The 15,437-nt window shown below is 67.6% G+C and carries 13 protein-coding genes and 3 pseudogenes; 8 read left to right on the top strand and 8 right to left on the bottom strand.

Annotated elements, in window-relative coordinates:
- Window positions 1-5: 5 nt before the first annotated feature.
- Window positions 6-827 carry a hypothetical protein gene (locus ACIOMQ_RS09150; RefSeq protein WP_402188376.1) on the top strand — a complete coding sequence of 274 codons (822 nt, stop codon included), beginning with the start codon at window positions 6-8 and terminating at the stop codon, window positions 825-827.
- Between the two features lie 608 nt (window positions 828-1,435).
- Here the strand turns inward: ACIOMQ_RS09150 and ACIOMQ_RS09145 are convergent.
- Both ACIOMQ_RS09145 and ACIOMQ_RS09140 read right to left on the bottom strand, forming a co-directional pair.
- The gene (locus ACIOMQ_RS09145; protein ID WP_402188374.1) at window positions 1,436-2,497 is read right to left on the bottom strand and encodes a serine hydrolase domain-containing protein; all 1,062 of its coding nucleotides are present in this window, start codon (window positions 2,495-2,497) and stop codon (window positions 1,436-1,438) included.
- 99 nt (window positions 2,498-2,596) lie between these two features.
- A pseudogene (locus ACIOMQ_RS09140) lies at window positions 2,597-3,169 on the bottom strand (glycosyltransferase family 4 protein); the annotation flags it as partial.
- 136 nt (window positions 3,170-3,305) lie between these two features.
- On the opposite strand from ACIOMQ_RS09140, the gene ACIOMQ_RS09135 reads away from it, so the two are divergent.
- Both ACIOMQ_RS09135 and ACIOMQ_RS09130 read left to right on the top strand, forming a co-directional pair.
- Window positions 3,306-4,559 (top strand): IS256 family transposase, encoded by a 1,254-nt coding sequence (locus ACIOMQ_RS09135; RefSeq protein ID WP_401945035.1) that lies wholly within the window; start codon window positions 3,306-3,308, stop codon window positions 4,557-4,559.
- Window positions 4,556-5,053 carry an HAD domain-containing protein gene (locus tag ACIOMQ_RS09130; protein WP_401945037.1) on the top strand — a complete coding sequence of 166 codons (498 nt, stop codon included), beginning with the start codon at window positions 4,556-4,558 and terminating at the stop codon, window positions 5,051-5,053. Before ACIOMQ_RS09135 ends, ACIOMQ_RS09130 begins: the two co-directional genes overlap by 4 nt.
- Window positions 5,054-5,080: 27 nt before the next feature.
- Here the strand turns inward: ACIOMQ_RS09130 and ACIOMQ_RS09125 are convergent.
- From ACIOMQ_RS09125 to ACIOMQ_RS09100, 6 genes and pseudogenes are all read right to left on the bottom strand, one after another.
- Window positions 5,081-5,614 (bottom strand): annotated as a pseudogene (locus tag ACIOMQ_RS09125) (glycosyltransferase); the annotation flags it as partial.
- 29 nt (window positions 5,615-5,643) lie between these two features.
- A complete protein-coding gene (locus ACIOMQ_RS09120) occupies window positions 5,644-6,180 on the bottom strand; it encodes a dCTP deaminase domain-containing protein (protein WP_402188372.1) in 537 nt (178 codons plus the stop codon).
- Window positions 6,177-6,716: a dCTP deaminase gene (gene dcd / locus ACIOMQ_RS09115; RefSeq protein ID WP_402188370.1), complete on the bottom strand. Its 540-nt coding sequence runs from the start codon at window positions 6,714-6,716 to the stop codon at window positions 6,177-6,179. The genes ACIOMQ_RS09120 and dcd overlap by 4 nt, the downstream gene beginning before the upstream one ends.
- Window positions 6,716-7,948, bottom strand: coding sequence for a metallophosphoesterase (locus ACIOMQ_RS09110; RefSeq protein WP_402188368.1), 1,233 nt, complete (start codon window positions 7,946-7,948; stop codon window positions 6,716-6,718). Before ACIOMQ_RS09110 ends, dcd begins: the two co-directional genes overlap by 1 nt.
- Window positions 7,945-9,228: a UDP-N-acetylglucosamine 1-carboxyvinyltransferase gene (locus ACIOMQ_RS09105; protein WP_402188418.1), complete on the bottom strand. Its 1,284-nt coding sequence runs from the start codon at window positions 9,226-9,228 to the stop codon at window positions 7,945-7,947. Before ACIOMQ_RS09105 ends, ACIOMQ_RS09110 begins: the two co-directional genes overlap by 4 nt.
- Window positions 9,229-9,267: 39 nt before the next feature.
- Entirely contained in the window at window positions 9,268-9,702 is a 435-nt protein-coding gene (locus ACIOMQ_RS09100) for an ATP-binding protein (protein WP_401987048.1), read from the bottom strand.
- Window positions 9,703-9,877: 175 nt separating this feature from the next.
- Between ACIOMQ_RS09100 and ACIOMQ_RS09095 the strand changes: the two genes are divergently transcribed.
- The 5 genes and pseudogenes from ACIOMQ_RS09095 to ACIOMQ_RS09075 all read left to right on the top strand — a co-directional run bounded on the left by ACIOMQ_RS09095 (window position 9,878) and on the right by ACIOMQ_RS09075 (window position 14,782).
- Window positions 9,878-11,149, top strand: a complete 1,272-nt coding sequence (locus ACIOMQ_RS09095) for a helix-turn-helix domain-containing protein (protein WP_402188416.1) — start codon at window positions 9,878-9,880, stop codon at window positions 11,147-11,149.
- Window positions 11,146-11,703: a flavoprotein gene (locus tag ACIOMQ_RS09090; RefSeq protein WP_402188365.1), complete on the top strand. Its 558-nt coding sequence runs from the start codon at window positions 11,146-11,148 to the stop codon at window positions 11,701-11,703. The genes ACIOMQ_RS09095 and ACIOMQ_RS09090 overlap by 4 nt, the downstream gene beginning before the upstream one ends.
- A gap of 133 nt (window positions 11,704-11,836) precedes the next feature.
- Window positions 11,837-12,126 (top strand): annotated as a pseudogene (locus ACIOMQ_RS09085) (site-specific integrase); the annotation flags it as partial.
- 168 nt (window positions 12,127-12,294) lie between these two features.
- Window positions 12,295-12,795, top strand: coding sequence for a hypothetical protein (locus ACIOMQ_RS09080; RefSeq protein ID WP_402188421.1), 501 nt, complete (start codon window positions 12,295-12,297; stop codon window positions 12,793-12,795).
- Between the two features lie 1,648 nt (window positions 12,796-14,443).
- On the top strand, window positions 14,444-14,782 hold the full coding sequence (locus ACIOMQ_RS09075) for a MerR family transcriptional regulator (RefSeq protein ID WP_266359503.1): 339 nt from the start codon (window positions 14,444-14,446) through the stop codon (window positions 14,780-14,782).
- The last annotated feature ends 655 nt before the right edge of the window (window positions 14,783-15,437 follow it).

Genomic DNA, 15,437 nt, shown 5'->3' with positions numbered 1-15,437 from the left:
GGCAGATGCTTCAGGCCGCACTCAAATTCGCGAAACAGGTGATCATGGTGGTACAGCCAGAATTCAGCGACGGGACCGTTGGTGCTCAATATCGTCGGACTGACGCCTTGCCTCAGGTCCTCACCGACCGACACCAACCCACCGGGCATGATGCCTGTGTTCTCATGATGGCGGAGATGCAGCTGGTATACGAACAGCGAAGTCAGGAACTCGAACGACGTATTGTCGACCTGGAGCGCGCCTCGCGCTCCGGCTCCAAGGAGCACAAAGTACTCCGCGAGGACCTGCGACGAGTCTCCGACCAGATTGCCTCACACATGGCAGTCCACTCCCGCGGACGTACCGACATCGCGTCGACCGCGCATATCGAGCAGGAGACCCTCGCATCGGAGATCTCCCGCTTGGTGCAACAGCGCCTGCAGTCACTCGCCCGCAAATGCGTCAAGCGGACGGAGTTCGCAGCAAAGTTTCCCCAGCGGGAACAGGCCCCGCGCCTGCTAGGGGCGATCTGCGCGATTCTCCTCCCGCCCGGACAGCCGGACCTCCACCAGCTCCGAGCACTGCTGAACGTCCCCGAGGAGGGCTCCTTGTACGAAGAGGCATCCGCTGTCTACAAGGAAGCCCTCAGGCTGCGGCAAGCAGCGGAAGCCTCGCCACTGGACTGCGTCTGGGACACCGCATGCCCTACTGGCTCGCTGGTGGACCTTGAGCGCCAGGAAGTCTGGCCAGGCTGCCACGAGCGCCGCACAGTAAATTTCCTCATCGCTCCGGGATACAGCGTCAATAGCCAACCTTTCCTGCTGCAGCAGGTCTTCGCTGGCCCGTGACTAACCAGAAAGGCACGGGCCGAGGCATCTGAAGGCACGCTTGTTGTGGGTATGCAGGAGCGTTCTAGCCTCGCGCTTGGCCAACGGGCGGTCGACTCTTGAGGAGCGGAGAGGATGACAAACCCGTCGTTGGAGGACTTTTAACGGTCTAGAGGCTCACCTTGGTGACTACGGCGAGCGACTCGGGGGCCCCGCTGGGCAGGCACGGAGTTCGTGCCTGCCCGGCGCCGTGGGCTGAAAGTCAACGAAGGCTCGGCGAACTGGCACGGCATCTTCGCGACTGCGGTGAAGGCAACGGGCCCTTCCCCGAGGTGGGTGAGGATGCCCAGCAGAAGCGTGTGCGAGACGGCTAGGAATGGGCCGTGGCGCTGGGCGGCGCGGTGGAGGAAGGCGGCGCGGGTGTGAAGGTCGGTAAGGCTCACGCCGTCCTCGCAGCTCAGGGAGGGGTTGGCGAGCCGGCGGGCGCGCCAGGCCAGGTAGGCCGGTGGATAGGTCCCGGCGGAGCGGCCGAGGACGATGCTCGGGGCGATCGTCTCAGGCGTCGCTGGCCTGGTCGACGCCCATCTGGCGAAGGCCGTCGACCATGCTCACCTCGTGGGATGAGGAGGCTAGCTGCGCAGCGACGGGCAGTCGAAGGAAAGTTCGCGAAAGGCGTTGCGGATGTCTGCCAGGGGCTGACGGTCACGGGTGTAGTAGAGCTTGTTGGTCAGGAGTGCGGCCCACCTCCGCTGGCCTGGTGAGATCCACATGCCGGTGCCGGTGAACCCGTAGTGGACCCAGACGTCCTCGGCGGGCGCACTACCGGGCGCGGGGTGCCAGAACAGACCGCGTACCGGCTGCAGCTCGCCGGTCTGGATGGTCAGCGATTCCGCGGTCCAGGTGGGGCCGAACCCTGCCCGGCTGGGCGCGTTGGTGGGGTCGAGCATGTAGCGCAGGAAGGCGCCGAGGTCGTCCATGACGGTGAAAGCGCCGGCGATCCCGCACACTCCGCCAAGGAGCCGTGCGGAGAAGTCGTGGGCAATGCCCTTGAGGTGGGTGTCGGTCTCCTGGTCAAGTTCGGTCGGGGCGCATCGTGACGCGGTCTCGGCGGGCAGCGGCCCGAAGCGGGTCGCATTCATGCCCAGCGGCTGCCACGTCCGCTGGGTCGCGAGCTCGTCGAGGCGCTGGCCGGCGAGATGCTCGGCAAGGTATCCGAGGATGAGGGCGGCTCGATCCGTGTACTCGACGGCCTCGCCGGGGGGACGGTGCAGGGCTTCGTGGAGGACTCCGTCCCGAACGTCTTGCGGGTCCGTGCCGTAGAGGTTCTTGAGCTGGGCTCGCAGCGGAACGCCGGCCGTATGGGTCAGCAGCTGGCGGGCGGTGACACCCCCGAGCGGGTGGCCGTCGACTTCGGACCAGAAGGTGGCGAGTGGGATGTCGAGATCGAGTTTGCCTTCCTCCCAGAGGGCGCCGATCGAGGCCCACACCGCGAGGATTTTCGTCAGGCTGGCGGCATCGAAAATGGTGTCGGGCCGCATCGGCGTACCGGGGTCGTCGGGGTCGAGCACTCCGGTGCAGCCGGAGGCGTGGATGCCGGCCGCGTCACCGACGGCCCATACGGCGCCTGGGTAGACCTTGTCGCGGACGCCTTCGCTCAGGAGCTGTTCGATGCTGTCGGTGCGGTACGTCATGGTCTCCCTGTTCGCCGTGTGCATCCCGCCGGGTCAGCGTAGTGACGTGGGCGGGTCCGGTGGGCGATCGGCGTGGTGGCATCGTCTGCTGTGCGACGTTCATGTGAGCCGGCGGCCCAGGTCCGTCAGGGCTTGAGCGGTCGTTGAGAGCGGGTAGCGGGCGGCGTTCGCGTAGCCCGCCTGTCGGAGAGCGGGCAGCAGTCCCGGTGCGGTCCGCAGCCGGTTCAGGTCGCGGGCGAGTGCGGTGGACTGCGTGAAGTCGGTGGCTACTCCGGACCCTGCGAGGACCTCGGTGAGCCCGGGCACGGGCTGGTACAGGACAGGCAGGCCGCAGGCTTGGGCCTCCAGTGCGACCAGGCCCATGGCTTCCAGGGTGGTGGACGGCAGGACCAGCACGTCGTGTTCGGTGAAGGCTTTCCACAGCTGTGGACGGCGGAGCCAGCCGAGATAGCGGGCCCGCACGCCGGCCCGCTGAAGCAGTGGGGTCAGAGTCTGGAACTGGGCTCTGGGGGCGGCGACGCTCAGCTCGACGCCCGGAATGGGCGCCAGGCCGGTGATGAGGCGCTCGACGCCCTTCTCGGATGTCAGCCGTCCTGCGTACAGGACTCGCAGATGGCTGGTTGACGTGCGGGCGGGCCGGACCGGTGGATCAGTGAGCAGATGGTCGGGGATGCGAGCAATGCTCAAGACCTGTGGATCGGACTCGGGAGAGGTGCCTCGCGGAACGCGGAGGGCGTACCTTCCCGAGTGATCGATTTCTGGTCATCGAGTAGGCCCGCGTTGCAGCGCGGGTCGGGAAGGCACGCCCGTGCTGAGCGTAGTTAACGAGGACGGCACCACCCAGAGCGGCTCCCTGATGGACGACATCGTCCGTGAGGGTGCCCGTCGGATGCTCGCCGCGGCCCTGGAAGCCGAAGTCAACCAGTACATAGCCGAGTTGGCGGGCGAGCGGGACGAGGCCGGTCGCCGTCTGGTGGTCCGTAACGGCCACCACCGTGAGCGGACGGTGACTACTGCCGCCGGGCCGATTGCGGTGAAGGCGCCGCGGGTGAACGACAAGCGGGTCGATGGCGAGACGGGCGAGCGCAAGCGGTTCTCGTCGAAGATCCTCGCCCCCTGGTGCCGGAAGTCCCCGAAGATCAGCGAGGTCCTGCCCCTGCTCTACCTGCACGGTCTGTCCTCCGGCGACTTCGTGCCCGCGATGGAGCAGTTCCTCGGCTCGGCCGCTGGGCTCTCGTCGGCCACGGTGACCCGGCTGACCAAGCAGTGGAGCGACGACCACGCCGCCTTCCAGGACCAGGACCTGTCCGGATCCGACTACGTGTACGTGTGGGCCGACGGCGTCCACCCCAAGGTCCGCCTCGGCCAGGCCCGCTCCTGCGTCCTGGTCCTCATGGGCGTGCGCACCGACGGCAGTAAGGAGCTGATCGCGCTCGCCGAGGGCCTGCGCGAGTCGACTGAGTCCTGGGCCGACCTCCTGCGGGACTGCCGCCGGCGCGGCATGCGCGATCCCGAGCTCGTCGTCGGCGACGGAGCCATGGGTCTGTGGCGGGCCCTGGCCGAGGTGTTTCCGCAGGCCAGACATCAAAGGTGCTGGGTTCACAAAACCCGGAACGTGGTCAACGCCCTGCCAAAATCGGCCCAGCCCGGCGCGAAGAAGGCGCTGCAGGAGATCTACAACGCCGAGGACCGCGATCACGCCGAGAAGGCGGTGAAGGACTTCGGGCGCGCCTACGGCGCGAAGTGGCCCAAGGCCGTCAAGAAGATCACCGACGACGTCGATGAACTCCTGGCGTTCTACGACTTCCCGGCCGAGCACTGGGTCCACCTGCGCACGACAAATCCGATCGAGTCGACCTTCAGCACGGTAAAGCTGCGGACCAAGGTCACCCGCGGCGCCGGCAGCCCGGCCGCGGCCCTGGCGATGGTGTTCAAGCTCGCCGAGTCCGCCCAGGCCCGCTGGCGCGCGATCACCGCACCCCACCTCGTCGCCCTCGTCCGCAACGGCGCCCGCTTCGAACGCGGCGTCCTGGTCGAGCGTGAGCAGGAAGCCGCGGCATGAGTGAGCGCGAGGAACGCCCGCTGCTGTTCCTGGACGTCGACGGACCTCTCCTGCCGTTCGGCGACGGCCCGCAACGCGAGCCGTCAGGCACTGCGACAGATTCGCACCTGACGCGGCTCGACCCGCGCGTCGGGCCCCGCCTCGCGGCACTGCCGTGCGAGCTGGTCTGGGCCACCACCTGGGAGGAGGAGGCGAACACCGACATAGCACCGCGGCTCGGCCTGCCGCCCCTGCCGGTCGTGCACTGGCCGGAACCCTCCGACGCGCATGAACGCGAGGACCAGTGGTACGGGCTCCACTGGAAGACCCGAACCCTGGCGGCATGGGCGGCCGGACGCCCGTTCGTCTGGGTCGACGACGAGATCACCGACGCCGATCGGGACTGGGTGTCCACCCACCACCCCACCCCGGCCTTCCTCCACCGCGTCGCGTCGTCCCGCGGCCTCACCACCGAAGACTTCGCAGTCCTCGATCAATGGCTACGGGCCACTTGAGGCTCCCCACGGTGATCCACAGGAATTGACAATTGCTCCGGGGATGCCCCACGGGATGTGGACGACCTTGCGGCGGTCTGTTTGCGGGGCGAGTTTGAGCAGGTGATCGGCCATGGCAACGGTGGAGACCACGATTGCGTCGGCGGCCCTCGCTGTCTCGCGCAGTACCTGGAGCTGGTCGCGGTGAGCTTCAGCGAACAGCAGGTCGGTGCCGTGAACCATCGCGATCCTCGGGTGTGCCGGCAGGGCCCGGAGCAAGGCGGGAGTGGCGCCGAACGCGAGATGTTGCAGGTGCAGAACGCCGATCTGTGCCGGATCGATCGCGGCCACCAGAGCCCGGCGCAGGGCTGCGACGTAGCGACTGAAGCCGGCACCTTCCAGACACTTCCCGGACATGGACAGCAGGTCGAGGCCAGATGGGAGACGGGGCCTGGGGCCCGGGGGCGCCAGCATGAAGGCCCGCGCGGGGATGAGGGGCTCGTCGCCGGTATAGAGATCGAGGAAGAGTTCGACGCTGCCGCCGGGGCTACCGGCCGGAAGGTCCAGGCAGGTAGCAGCCAGCAGGCCCGCGGTTGTGTGAACGACGGACTTCACAAAGCTCCTTGAGGGATCTCTTCGTACAGGCGGGAGATGTCGATGCCGTCCGTCGCCGCGTACTTGGCTCGTTGTTGCTGGTAACTGGCCGAGCTACCGGCAGTGGTGAGGAAGACGAGCTTGCCGAAGGTCATTCCCGGATAGACGCGGGCGGGCTTGGCGACGCGGATCTCCAAGGTCCAGCGGATCGCGTGGCCTTGGTGGCCCAGAGGGGCGGATACGTGGACCCAGATGCCGAGGGCGCCGATGGTGCGGTCCCCGTTGAGGAGCTGTGCGTACGTTTCCGAGCCGGTCTTCTCCAGAGTGATGCCGAGGTAAAGCACTCCCGGTTTCAGGACCACACCGGAGGCGGGGATGGGGTGTTCGGTGAAGGTGGTACGGGAGGCGGCGTCGAGGTCGCCGTCACAGATGCGGATCGTGTCGCCCAGCCGCCAGTCGTACGCATTGGGTGAGATCCGCTCGGGCTCATAGGGCGAGATGGTGATCTCTCCCGTGCTGACGGCAGCGGCAATGGCTGAGCCTGTGAGGATCACGAGGCGACCGCCTGGATGGGCGCGGGGTCCTGCCAGTAGCGGGAGGACTGAGGGCCGGCGGCGCCCTGGTACTTGCCGCGGTACAGGTCGACGTCGCCGGTGGAGACGAAGAACATGATCTGCCCGATCTTCATGTCCGGGTACACCCGTAGCGGGCGGATGGGAGAGAGCATCAAGGTCCACTGTCCGTGGAAGCCGATGTCGCCGATCGGTGCGGTGATCTCGACGAACAGGCCGAGGCGTCCGATCGAGGAGCGGCCGAAGAGCAGGGGGACGAAGATGTCCGAGCCGACCTCCTCGACGGTGTGGCCGAGGTACAGCTCGCCGGGCTGCAGGACGTATCCGTCGTCACCGATCAGGATCGAGCACGTGGGATTGGTCTGGTGGGCGTCGATCACCTTGGCCGCATAAGTCAGCAAGGTCGGACCGAGGCGGACGTTGTAGCTGTTGGGGTTCGTCTGGTCCGGGGTGAAGGGAGTGATCCGTAAGCGCCCGTTGGCCACGGCAGCCTTGATCTCAGGTCCGGTGAGGATCATTACTGGCCTCCTTCTTGGGAGTCGGCGGAGCTGGGGAGCGAGGTGGTCAGGACATGGCTTACGGCTTGACGAAGGCGTATGCCTGCTTGATGAGTTCGCCCGCCGAGGTAGCTGTCGGCGAGGTAGTCGGTGGTCAGCACGGTTCGGATCGCCGGGGGAAGAGGCGCAGGGGCGACGATCAGGGGGCCGACGAGTTCGGTGAGGTGGTCAAGCAGCTTGCCGTGGTCCTGGACGTGCTGCTCGGGGAGGAAGGCATGCACGAGCTGGTTGCCGAAGGGCTCGATGGCCAGCAGGTCGCCGAGGGTCAGCGTGGCGCCGAGTGGCACGGGACGCAGGGCGGTCTCGTTGAGGATGACCGCGTCAGCGCCGAGGCCGGAGTGCAGTCGACCTGCGATCTCTTCGAGCAGTCTGCGGCGATCCAAGGGCGCATCGCGGATGCGCTCGTCCACAGCGCTGATGGGGCTTCTCAGCCGCAGCCCGATGGCTGAGATCTTCTCCATCAGCGAGGTGAGTTCGTGAGGAACGGAATGAGCATCGGGGAAGGACCCGATGCGGGCGCCCCACCCACTGCCGACAGGCTCGGCGGCGGCGTATCCGACACCGAGCTCGCGGCCCTTGACCACGAGGGTGTCGCCGACGTGCACGGGGCCGAAGCTGTCGCTGTGGCAGTGCCCGGCGAAGATGACATCGGCGCGCGGGCAGGCTGCGGCCAGCTTCATATCCTCCTCGAAGCCGGAGTGGGACAGCACCATCCACGCGTCAGCACTGTGGTGGTTGTCCTGCATCACTTCGTGCAGAGCCTGTGCCGGGTTGCTGATGCGGTGGCCAGCGCGCTGGTCGGCAGGGATGGCGTTGAACGCCTGCGGGCCCATCACCGCGGTGACAGCGACTCGTCGTCCACCGACGTGCTGGATGCGTACGCGGTCGAAGAGCGGCGTGCCACTGTCATCGGTCGTGTTCGCGCACACCGTCATCCGGTGTAGTTGCGGCTCGAAGTAGTGCGGCCACCCGTGGTTTCCGGGCGCGAGCAGGTCGTACAGGGTGGTGAGGGCTTCGCGCTCGATGCGTCCTTCGCCGAGGTGGTAGTAGCCGCTCCCCTCGAAGAAGTCTCCGCAGTCCACGATCAGGCTGTCGGGCCTCGCAGCGTGGAGGTGGGCGAGCATCGGAGCGGCCGAGTCGAAGGCGGAGTGGACGTCGGTCGTCGCGATGATCTGCCGCAGTTCCCGATTCACGGGATCACCTCGCAGATGTCGGCGCCGAGGGCGTGCAGCTTGACGGGCAGGTCGGCGTGGCCGCGCCGGAGCTGTTCGAGGCCGCCGAGGGTGGTCACGCCGTGAGCGGTGAGGCCGGCGATGAGCAGGGCGGAGCCCGTGCGGATGTCGGTGGCCTCCACTCCGGCGCCTGTCAGCTGCTGCGGCCCGGCGAAGCGGCACTGCGTGGGCGACAGCTCGTCGATCGTGGCTCCGAGGCGGACGAGCTGGGGCAGCAGGTTGCGGTGGCGGCCGGGGTTGATGTCGTCGGCGAACAGGTGGGTGCCGGGCAGGGTGAGGGCCAGGGCCAGCAGCGGGGGCTCGAAGTCCGCGTCCAGGCCGCCGGGAGACAGGGAGGCAATGGCTCGCAGCGGTCGGCCGGTGGGCTGAGCGTCCTGGGCCTGCACGGTGAGGGTGCCGTCCTCGGCGTCGGCGGGAACGCCGAGCCAGCGCAGCGCGGTGATCAGGGGCGTGATGTCGTCGCGGCGTACGCCGAGGATGCGCGCGTTGCCGCCCGTCACCGCGACTGCGCAGGCCAGGGTGCCTGCCTCGATCTTGTCGCCAGGCACCCTCCACGCGATCTCCTCGCCGGAGACGGATCGAGGTGGCTGAAGGGTGAGGACGGCCTCGCTGACCCGGCACTCCCACCCGGAGAGCCTTAACGCCTCTACGACACTGAGTACTTCGGGTGACAGGTTCGGTTGGCCCAGTCGCAGCGGCCGTCGGGCGACGACCGTACGCAGGACAGCGGCGATGCTCGCTCCGCGGGACCGGAAGGGGAGCATGATCGACACCGTCCCGCGTCCGCCAGTGGCTGCTTCCACGAGGTAGCCGCGGTCATCGACGGTCGAGCGGTCACCGAACCGCTCGTACACCTTGAAGTGCTGCTCCATCCCGCGTTCTCCGATGGCGCAGCCGCCCGGCCACGGCAGCCGGGCCCGTCCGTAGGCGCCGAGAAGTGCCGGGACCAGGTAGTACGAGGCCCTGATACGTGCGGCGGTCTCGGGGTCGGGATCGGGCCGCTGCTTGTCGCTCGGCAGGATCACCGTGGTGTGTGGATCGCTGACCGGGCGGGCCGCGTGCCAGCCGGACTGCTGGAGGAGGGTGAGCATCGTTCCGACATCCGTGTTGGCCGGGACGTTGCTCAGGTTCACCGGGCGGTGCATGGCCGCGGCGGCGGCCAGCAGGGGCAGGGCCGCGTTCTTCGACCCGTCTACGGTCACGGCCCCGGCGAGCGGAACGCTCGGGCGCACGGCGACCACTTCTGCGGCGACTGGGGGAATGCGTACGGCTGGCAACAGTCAGCTCCTCATCTGGGGCACGTGTGTTGCGACGGTTGGAAGCGGGGTGCTGAACTCGAATTCGGCCCAGCAGCGCTTACCGGAAGGCAGCGGGTCGAATCCGTGGCGGTCGGCGAGTGCGGCGACGAGGAACAGGCCGCGCCCGTCTTCCTCATCCGCATCCGGCAGGCCGACTTCCGGGATGTCGAAGCTGGTGTCGATCACCGCGATCCGCAGCGCCTCGTCGCTGAGGTCGGCGCTGGCTGTGATCGGTCCTTTGTGTGCATGCCGTACCGCGTTGGTGATCAGCTCCGAGGCCACCAACACAGCCTCATCCAGGAGTGCAGGTCCGAGAGCGGCACCCCAATCCCGTATCTCCTCGGCGATCTGCCGGCGCGCCGACGCGGCGCCGGCAGGTGTGCCGGGGACGGGAATCCGGATGTGGTGCGCTTCCATGAGCGGCCTCCTGATTGGTTCGGCCACTCCACGTAACCGCCAGACGGGCCCCTCGAACCAGGACGTGTGCCGGTGCTGCATCGTCTATGCAGGAGCTGCATCACGGTGCACTGCCAGTCCATTACGCTCGGTTGGGAAGGCAGGATCGGCGACGGCAGGAGGAGCCGTGGCACAGATGGCCGAAGAGCACAGCGAAGCGAGACGGATCGGTGAAGTGATCCGTCAGGCCCGCGTATTACAGCGGCGTTCGCAGAAGGAAGTCGCCTCCGCCCTGGGCTATCACCAGTCCAAGGTGAGCCGCCTGGAGCGCGGCAGGGGCACGGACGACGTCCGCATGCTGCGCGAGGTCTCGCGCGTGCTGGCCATTCCGCCACACCGCCTCGGTCTTGCCGCCACCTCGGACATCAACCACTCCGAACCCGAGACAGAGGACATGCACCGCCGTACCGTTCTCGCCGCCGGCATCGCCGCGCTCGCGGCCCCGACCCTTCCCAGCACCGCCCATCAGGACCTGGTCCAGTCCCTGCTGCCTGGAACAGCCCGTGTGACTGCCGAACCGGTGCCGGATCTCCAGAGCATGCGGGACCAAGTCGCGGGTGTACGACGCCTCTTCTGCACCTGCGACTACACAAAGCTGGAAGGCACGCTGCCCATCCTGATCGGGCAGTTACGGCAGGCCATCAACGACAGTCCCGGATCGAGCGACCTGTCCGGGCTCCTCGCCACGGCGTACCAGACCTCGGCGAGCCTGCTGCTCAAGCAGAGCGACCAGGGCAACGCCTGGCTCGCGGTCGGACGCGCCATGTCCGAGGCCGAACGCTCCGGCGATCCCGTCGTCTTCGCCTCCAGCGTCCGCGTTCACGCCCACGCCCTGGCACGTGACAGCCACACCGCTCAAGCCGTCGCCCTCGTCCGGCACACCGCCGACCAGCTCACGGGCTCGTACGACCAGCGCTCCCCGAAGTACCTCGCGGCACTCGGACTGCTGCTTCTGCGCGGGGTCACCGCCGCCAGCAGCGGCGTCGACCGCTCCGCCACCCAGGACTTCCTCACCGAGGCGAAGGAAGTCGCCCGCTACGTGGCACTCGACAGCCCCGACGCCTGGGCCAACTTCAGCCCGACGAACGTCGCCCTGCACGGACTCAGCGCGGCGGTGGCCTTCGGCGACGCGGGCGTCGCCCTGGACACCGCCCGGCCTCTCATGCGCCGCCACATCCCCGTACCCGAGCGTCGTGCCGCCCTGTGGATCGAGGCCGGCCGCGCCTACAGCCAGCAGGGCCGCCTCGCGGACGGGTACCAGGCCCTTCGCATCGCCGAGAGCTGCGCGGCCCAGGACATCCGTCGCCCGGCCGTCCGTGAGCTGGTGGCCGACATGGCCGCCCGCGACCGCCGCCGTACGCTGCCGGAACTGCACCGTTTCAGCCGTCAACTGGGAGTCCCTGCGTGAGTGATCAGCCGGACCGGCAGACCAAGAAGCCCTTCCTCTACGTCATCGTGTGCGCCTCCGGCATCGCCGGCGACGTCGGCATCCTGATCACCGCGGCCCAGAAGGCCAACTGGGGTGTGGGTGTCGTCGCCACCCCGCAGGCCCTCGGCTTCATAGACACCGAGGCGGTCGAGGCGCAGACCGGCTACCCAATCCGCTCGGCCTGGCGCTCGCCCGGCGACCCTCGCCCGCTGCCGCCCGCCGACGCCATCGCGGTGGCCCCGGCCACCTTCAACACGATCAACAAATGGGCTGCCGGGATCTCGGACACCCTGGCGCTGGGCATCCTGTGCGAGGCGTACGGATTCGGTATCCCCACTGCCGTCATGCCCTACCTGAACTCGGCGCAGGCCGCCCATCCCGCATACAGCCAGAGCCTGGCGCGACTGCGCGAGATGGGCGTCCTGATCGGCTCGTACGAGCCCCACAAGCCGAAGGCCGGAGGCGGTGCCGACCGCTTCCGCTGGGAGGAAGCGCTGGAGCTGCTCACTCCCAAGCTGTCCGCACCGGCCTGATCAGCGCCACCGTGCTGGTGGTGCCTGCGGCGGCGGAGTGGCTGCTGCCGGGGCTGTGGGCATCGTCCAGGGTGCGCTGGTCGAGCGCCTGGTCGAGGACAGTTGCCGCGCTGTGCCCGGCAGTCTCTGCTTCGGCAAGGTCTTCACCCGCGAGGACGGCTCCTGGCTGCGCCCGGAGACGGTTTCCGAGACGTTCCGCCGCATCCTCGCCACCACCGACCTACCGCCGATCACTCTGCGCGACCTGCGTCACGTCGCGGCACTCTCATCCACGGCTGGGGTGGTGATCTCCACACAATCAAGGAGACGCTGCGCCACTCCACGGCCACGCTCACGCCGGACACATACACGAGCCTGCTGCCCGAGGTCGACAATGCCGCAGCAGAAGCCGCCGCCGCGCTGGTGCCACGTGCCCATAAGGCCCCCCGTAGCCCCTGCTGCCGGACCGTCCGCTCACAGCAGCAGGTGCCCGGCCAATCTCCAGCCGGGCGCCTGCCTGCGCCGTATCACTCGTTTGTTCCCCAAGGGGCGGATTCCAGCGGCCTGACTGTTTCCCGACCCGGAGTTCTCTACGGGTGCGAAGCTCTGCTCGTGGGACGAAACAGCCAACGCCGCCGCAGCACCCGCGCGATGCGAAAGATCCGCGCCACCGCGCCCGACCTGTCCGAGATCTCCCGAGTTCGTACGGCGAAGCGCCTGCGAGCCGACATCGCTTCCTGGATGGAGAACCCGTCCAAGGGGCCGAGCGGCTCCTTCATCGAGGGTGAGCACGCGTCAGACCCGGCCATGGTCTTCACGACCCTCATGTTCTGGCTTGTCGCGGCCCGGGAGCAGATCACCGAGGACCAGGCGCGCGAAGCCGTCGAATGGGTCTCCGGCACCCTCGGGATCGTGCATGACGACCTCGTCCAGGCGGCGGGATTTATAGGCCACCCGGATGCCCCGACCATCACCCTCAACGAGGGGATGGAGCACTACGGGGACGATCCGATCACCTTCGTCCTGTACATGCTGCTTCTGTGCGGCGGGCTGGTCGCCACGGTCGGCGACGGAGACCCGGACCGGCTCCGGCAGTTCGACCTCGCCAACTAGCCATCACGCCCCCATCGGCGAGCAGACGGGCAGCCCGCCGGCACCCCCGCTCACGTACGAACCCGCCAACACCGAAACGCCCCACCCGGCCAAAGCCGGATGGGGCGTTTCCTCGCAGGTCACGGGCTTGCGCCCGCCCCTGCAATCGGTAGGCCGTGTGGGACTCGAACCCACAACCAACGGATTAAAAGTCCCGGCAGGGTCCTGCCGGGACTTCCGCCAGCTTCCACGCTGGTCCAGAAATGCCTAGTCAGAGGCATGTCGCATGCTGGCCGGTCCAAGGTTGTGTGCGCCATGTCAGCACGTCCGCTCACGCATCGCTCACGCATCCAGGCCCCGTTGAAGACGACCGAGCCAGCACACCTTCCAAATGTTCATCAGGAATCCGAGGTGGGTCGGTGGGCGTGCCGGCCTGGAGCGGAGAGGTCGGCAGGTGGGTTCCTCAACGATCCCGGACACCGGTGGATGGGACCAGAACTGAGACCGCGGCGCGGCCGGAGCCTTGCCGGTCAAGAGCAGACAGCAGTCAGCCGTGGCGGGTTCGAGTTTGAACCAGCGGCCTCTTTGTCCCGAATGAGGTTCGGCGAAGATCGTGACCTGCGAGGAAATCCCGGGCGCTCCGGCGCGCGCTGGCAATGCATGCCGTGGAGAGGGCAGTTGCCACGTTGACGCTCATTGTGTTCATCAGGCCACCCTGGTCTCTGGATCGTCACGCAGGTCCTATCTGGCGGCGCTTGTGCCCGGCCTGCGGTGTGTCAACCGCACGAGCCCCCGCGTGTCCTGAGCGATCATCCGCATGGCCAGACGTGGCGACTGCGGTGTTCGCGGCGTCGAGGCTGCGCGTAACGACGCTGGTCGGAGCGGGCGAGCCTGGCTGGAGCGGGGCCGCCGCACACCCGTTCCGCGACCGAGGCCGACTATCTCTCCGCCCGGGTAACGGAAATCTATGTCGGCCAGAGTAGACATTGGGTGGTGGTGTGGTTATGGTTTCTCTCGTAGCCCAGAGAGACAGCAGGGCCCGGCAGAGACGAACTGCCGGGCAGCAGTAACCGCAGTTGCAGTTCGCAGGACGGTGCGGTGGTGGAGTTCCGAAGCCAGGGTTGTTGCAGGACGGCGACGGGACTGGCGACCGGACCGGGTGGCCCGCAGTGATCAGGGGCCGCCGTGAGCAGTACCCGCAAGTGCAGTACGCAGCAGTGAAGTCAGTGAGCAGCACCTCGGTGAAGGCGTCGGCTGCGGACGCGCGCACCGGGAGGTTCGGCAGTGGGGTTCTAAGCCAGAGCAGATGCAGGACGGGCGACGGGGCTGGCTGTCGAAAAGTGGCGCTGGCGCAGGCCACAGAGCAGTACGCAGGAGAGCAGTACCAGCAGTAGGTAAGTGATGATCCCAGAGGGAAGAACGGAGGAGCCAGGCGCCATCAGGATCGCCCGGGTGGAAGTTTTGAGCCCGGGTACCGCAGGACATCGATAGCGAGGTGGTCTCCGGTCAAGCAACCGCGATCCCCGCACCCCCGACAACTTCCAGGTCGGGTCAGCGGAAATAGAAGGCCGGCGCAGTATCAGGGTCGGCAGATGGTGTAGCAGTTCCTTCGGGGCTCGGGTGCCGTACGGCACCCGAGCCCCTCCACGCGTTCCACAGAGAGGTGCAAATGACAGCAGACGACTCGTTCGGCCGTCTCAACGACGACGACTACCCCGCCTACACGATGGGCCGGGCCGCCGAGATGCTCGGTACCACACAAGGTTTCCTCCGCGCCATCGGAGAAGCCCGCCTGATCACCCCGCTGCGTTCCGAGGGCGGCCACCGGCGCTACTCCCGCTACCAGCTGCGCATCGCCGCACGCGCCCGCGAACTCGTCGACCAGGGCACCCCCATCGAGGCCGCCTGCCGCATCATCATCCTCGAGGACCAGCTCGAAGAAGCCCAGCGCATCAACGCCGAATACCGCCACGCCGCCGAATCAGAGAACCCGACGACCGCGGGCTGACGCGTGGCTTCTGGGTCAACTGCCTTGACCAGGATGTTCCCTTCGCCCACATCTTCGTCGTGGGCGTTCTGCTGCGGCGGAGGAGCCAGGGTGACCGCCTCCGTCTGCCGCATGTCGTAGGACGCTTCATCGGCAGGAAGGTGTGAGGCAAGGGCCGCGGGAACTGTGAAGTGGTTTGACGCGCAGAACGGCCGCGGCTTCACCGCCCGGACAGTGGCGGCTCGGACGTGTTCGCCCACCGTACGGCGATCAGCCCGCGCGCGGAGCGTACTGCTGCCCCGGGCAGGTCCTGCTGTCCGACTGGTTCGCACGAACGGTGGGCGTCGGCCGCCTTCAGTCTCAGTCCATGGTGGTGGGATCTGGGGCACTCGTGAGAGCGCCGCGCAGCAGCGCTGCGCTGATCTGCGTCGGGACCCGTATACGGGCTGATGGGCCGCCGTAAACGACGACCGCTCTTCCTGGAACGCTGTGTTCCGGGTGGATCAATATCTATGACCGCGAGACGAGAGTTTAATGTGCCGCGCGGACAGTGTGTTTACTGCAACGGGCAGAGCGGAATTATTGACCGTACGCAGGCCGCTACCGCATGCTACTGTCGATCTCAGTTGCAGTCGTGGTTCCCAAAAACCTCAACGCCTTTCGTCGGCATTTTTAG

This window comes from Streptomyces sp. NPDC087845 (assembly GCF_044742755.1).
Classification (GTDB): domain Bacteria; phylum Actinomycetota; class Actinomycetes; order Streptomycetales; family Streptomycetaceae; genus Streptomyces.
The sequence above is the reverse complement of the archived record's forward strand: the minus strand, read 5'-3'. Positions and strand labels throughout refer to the sequence as shown.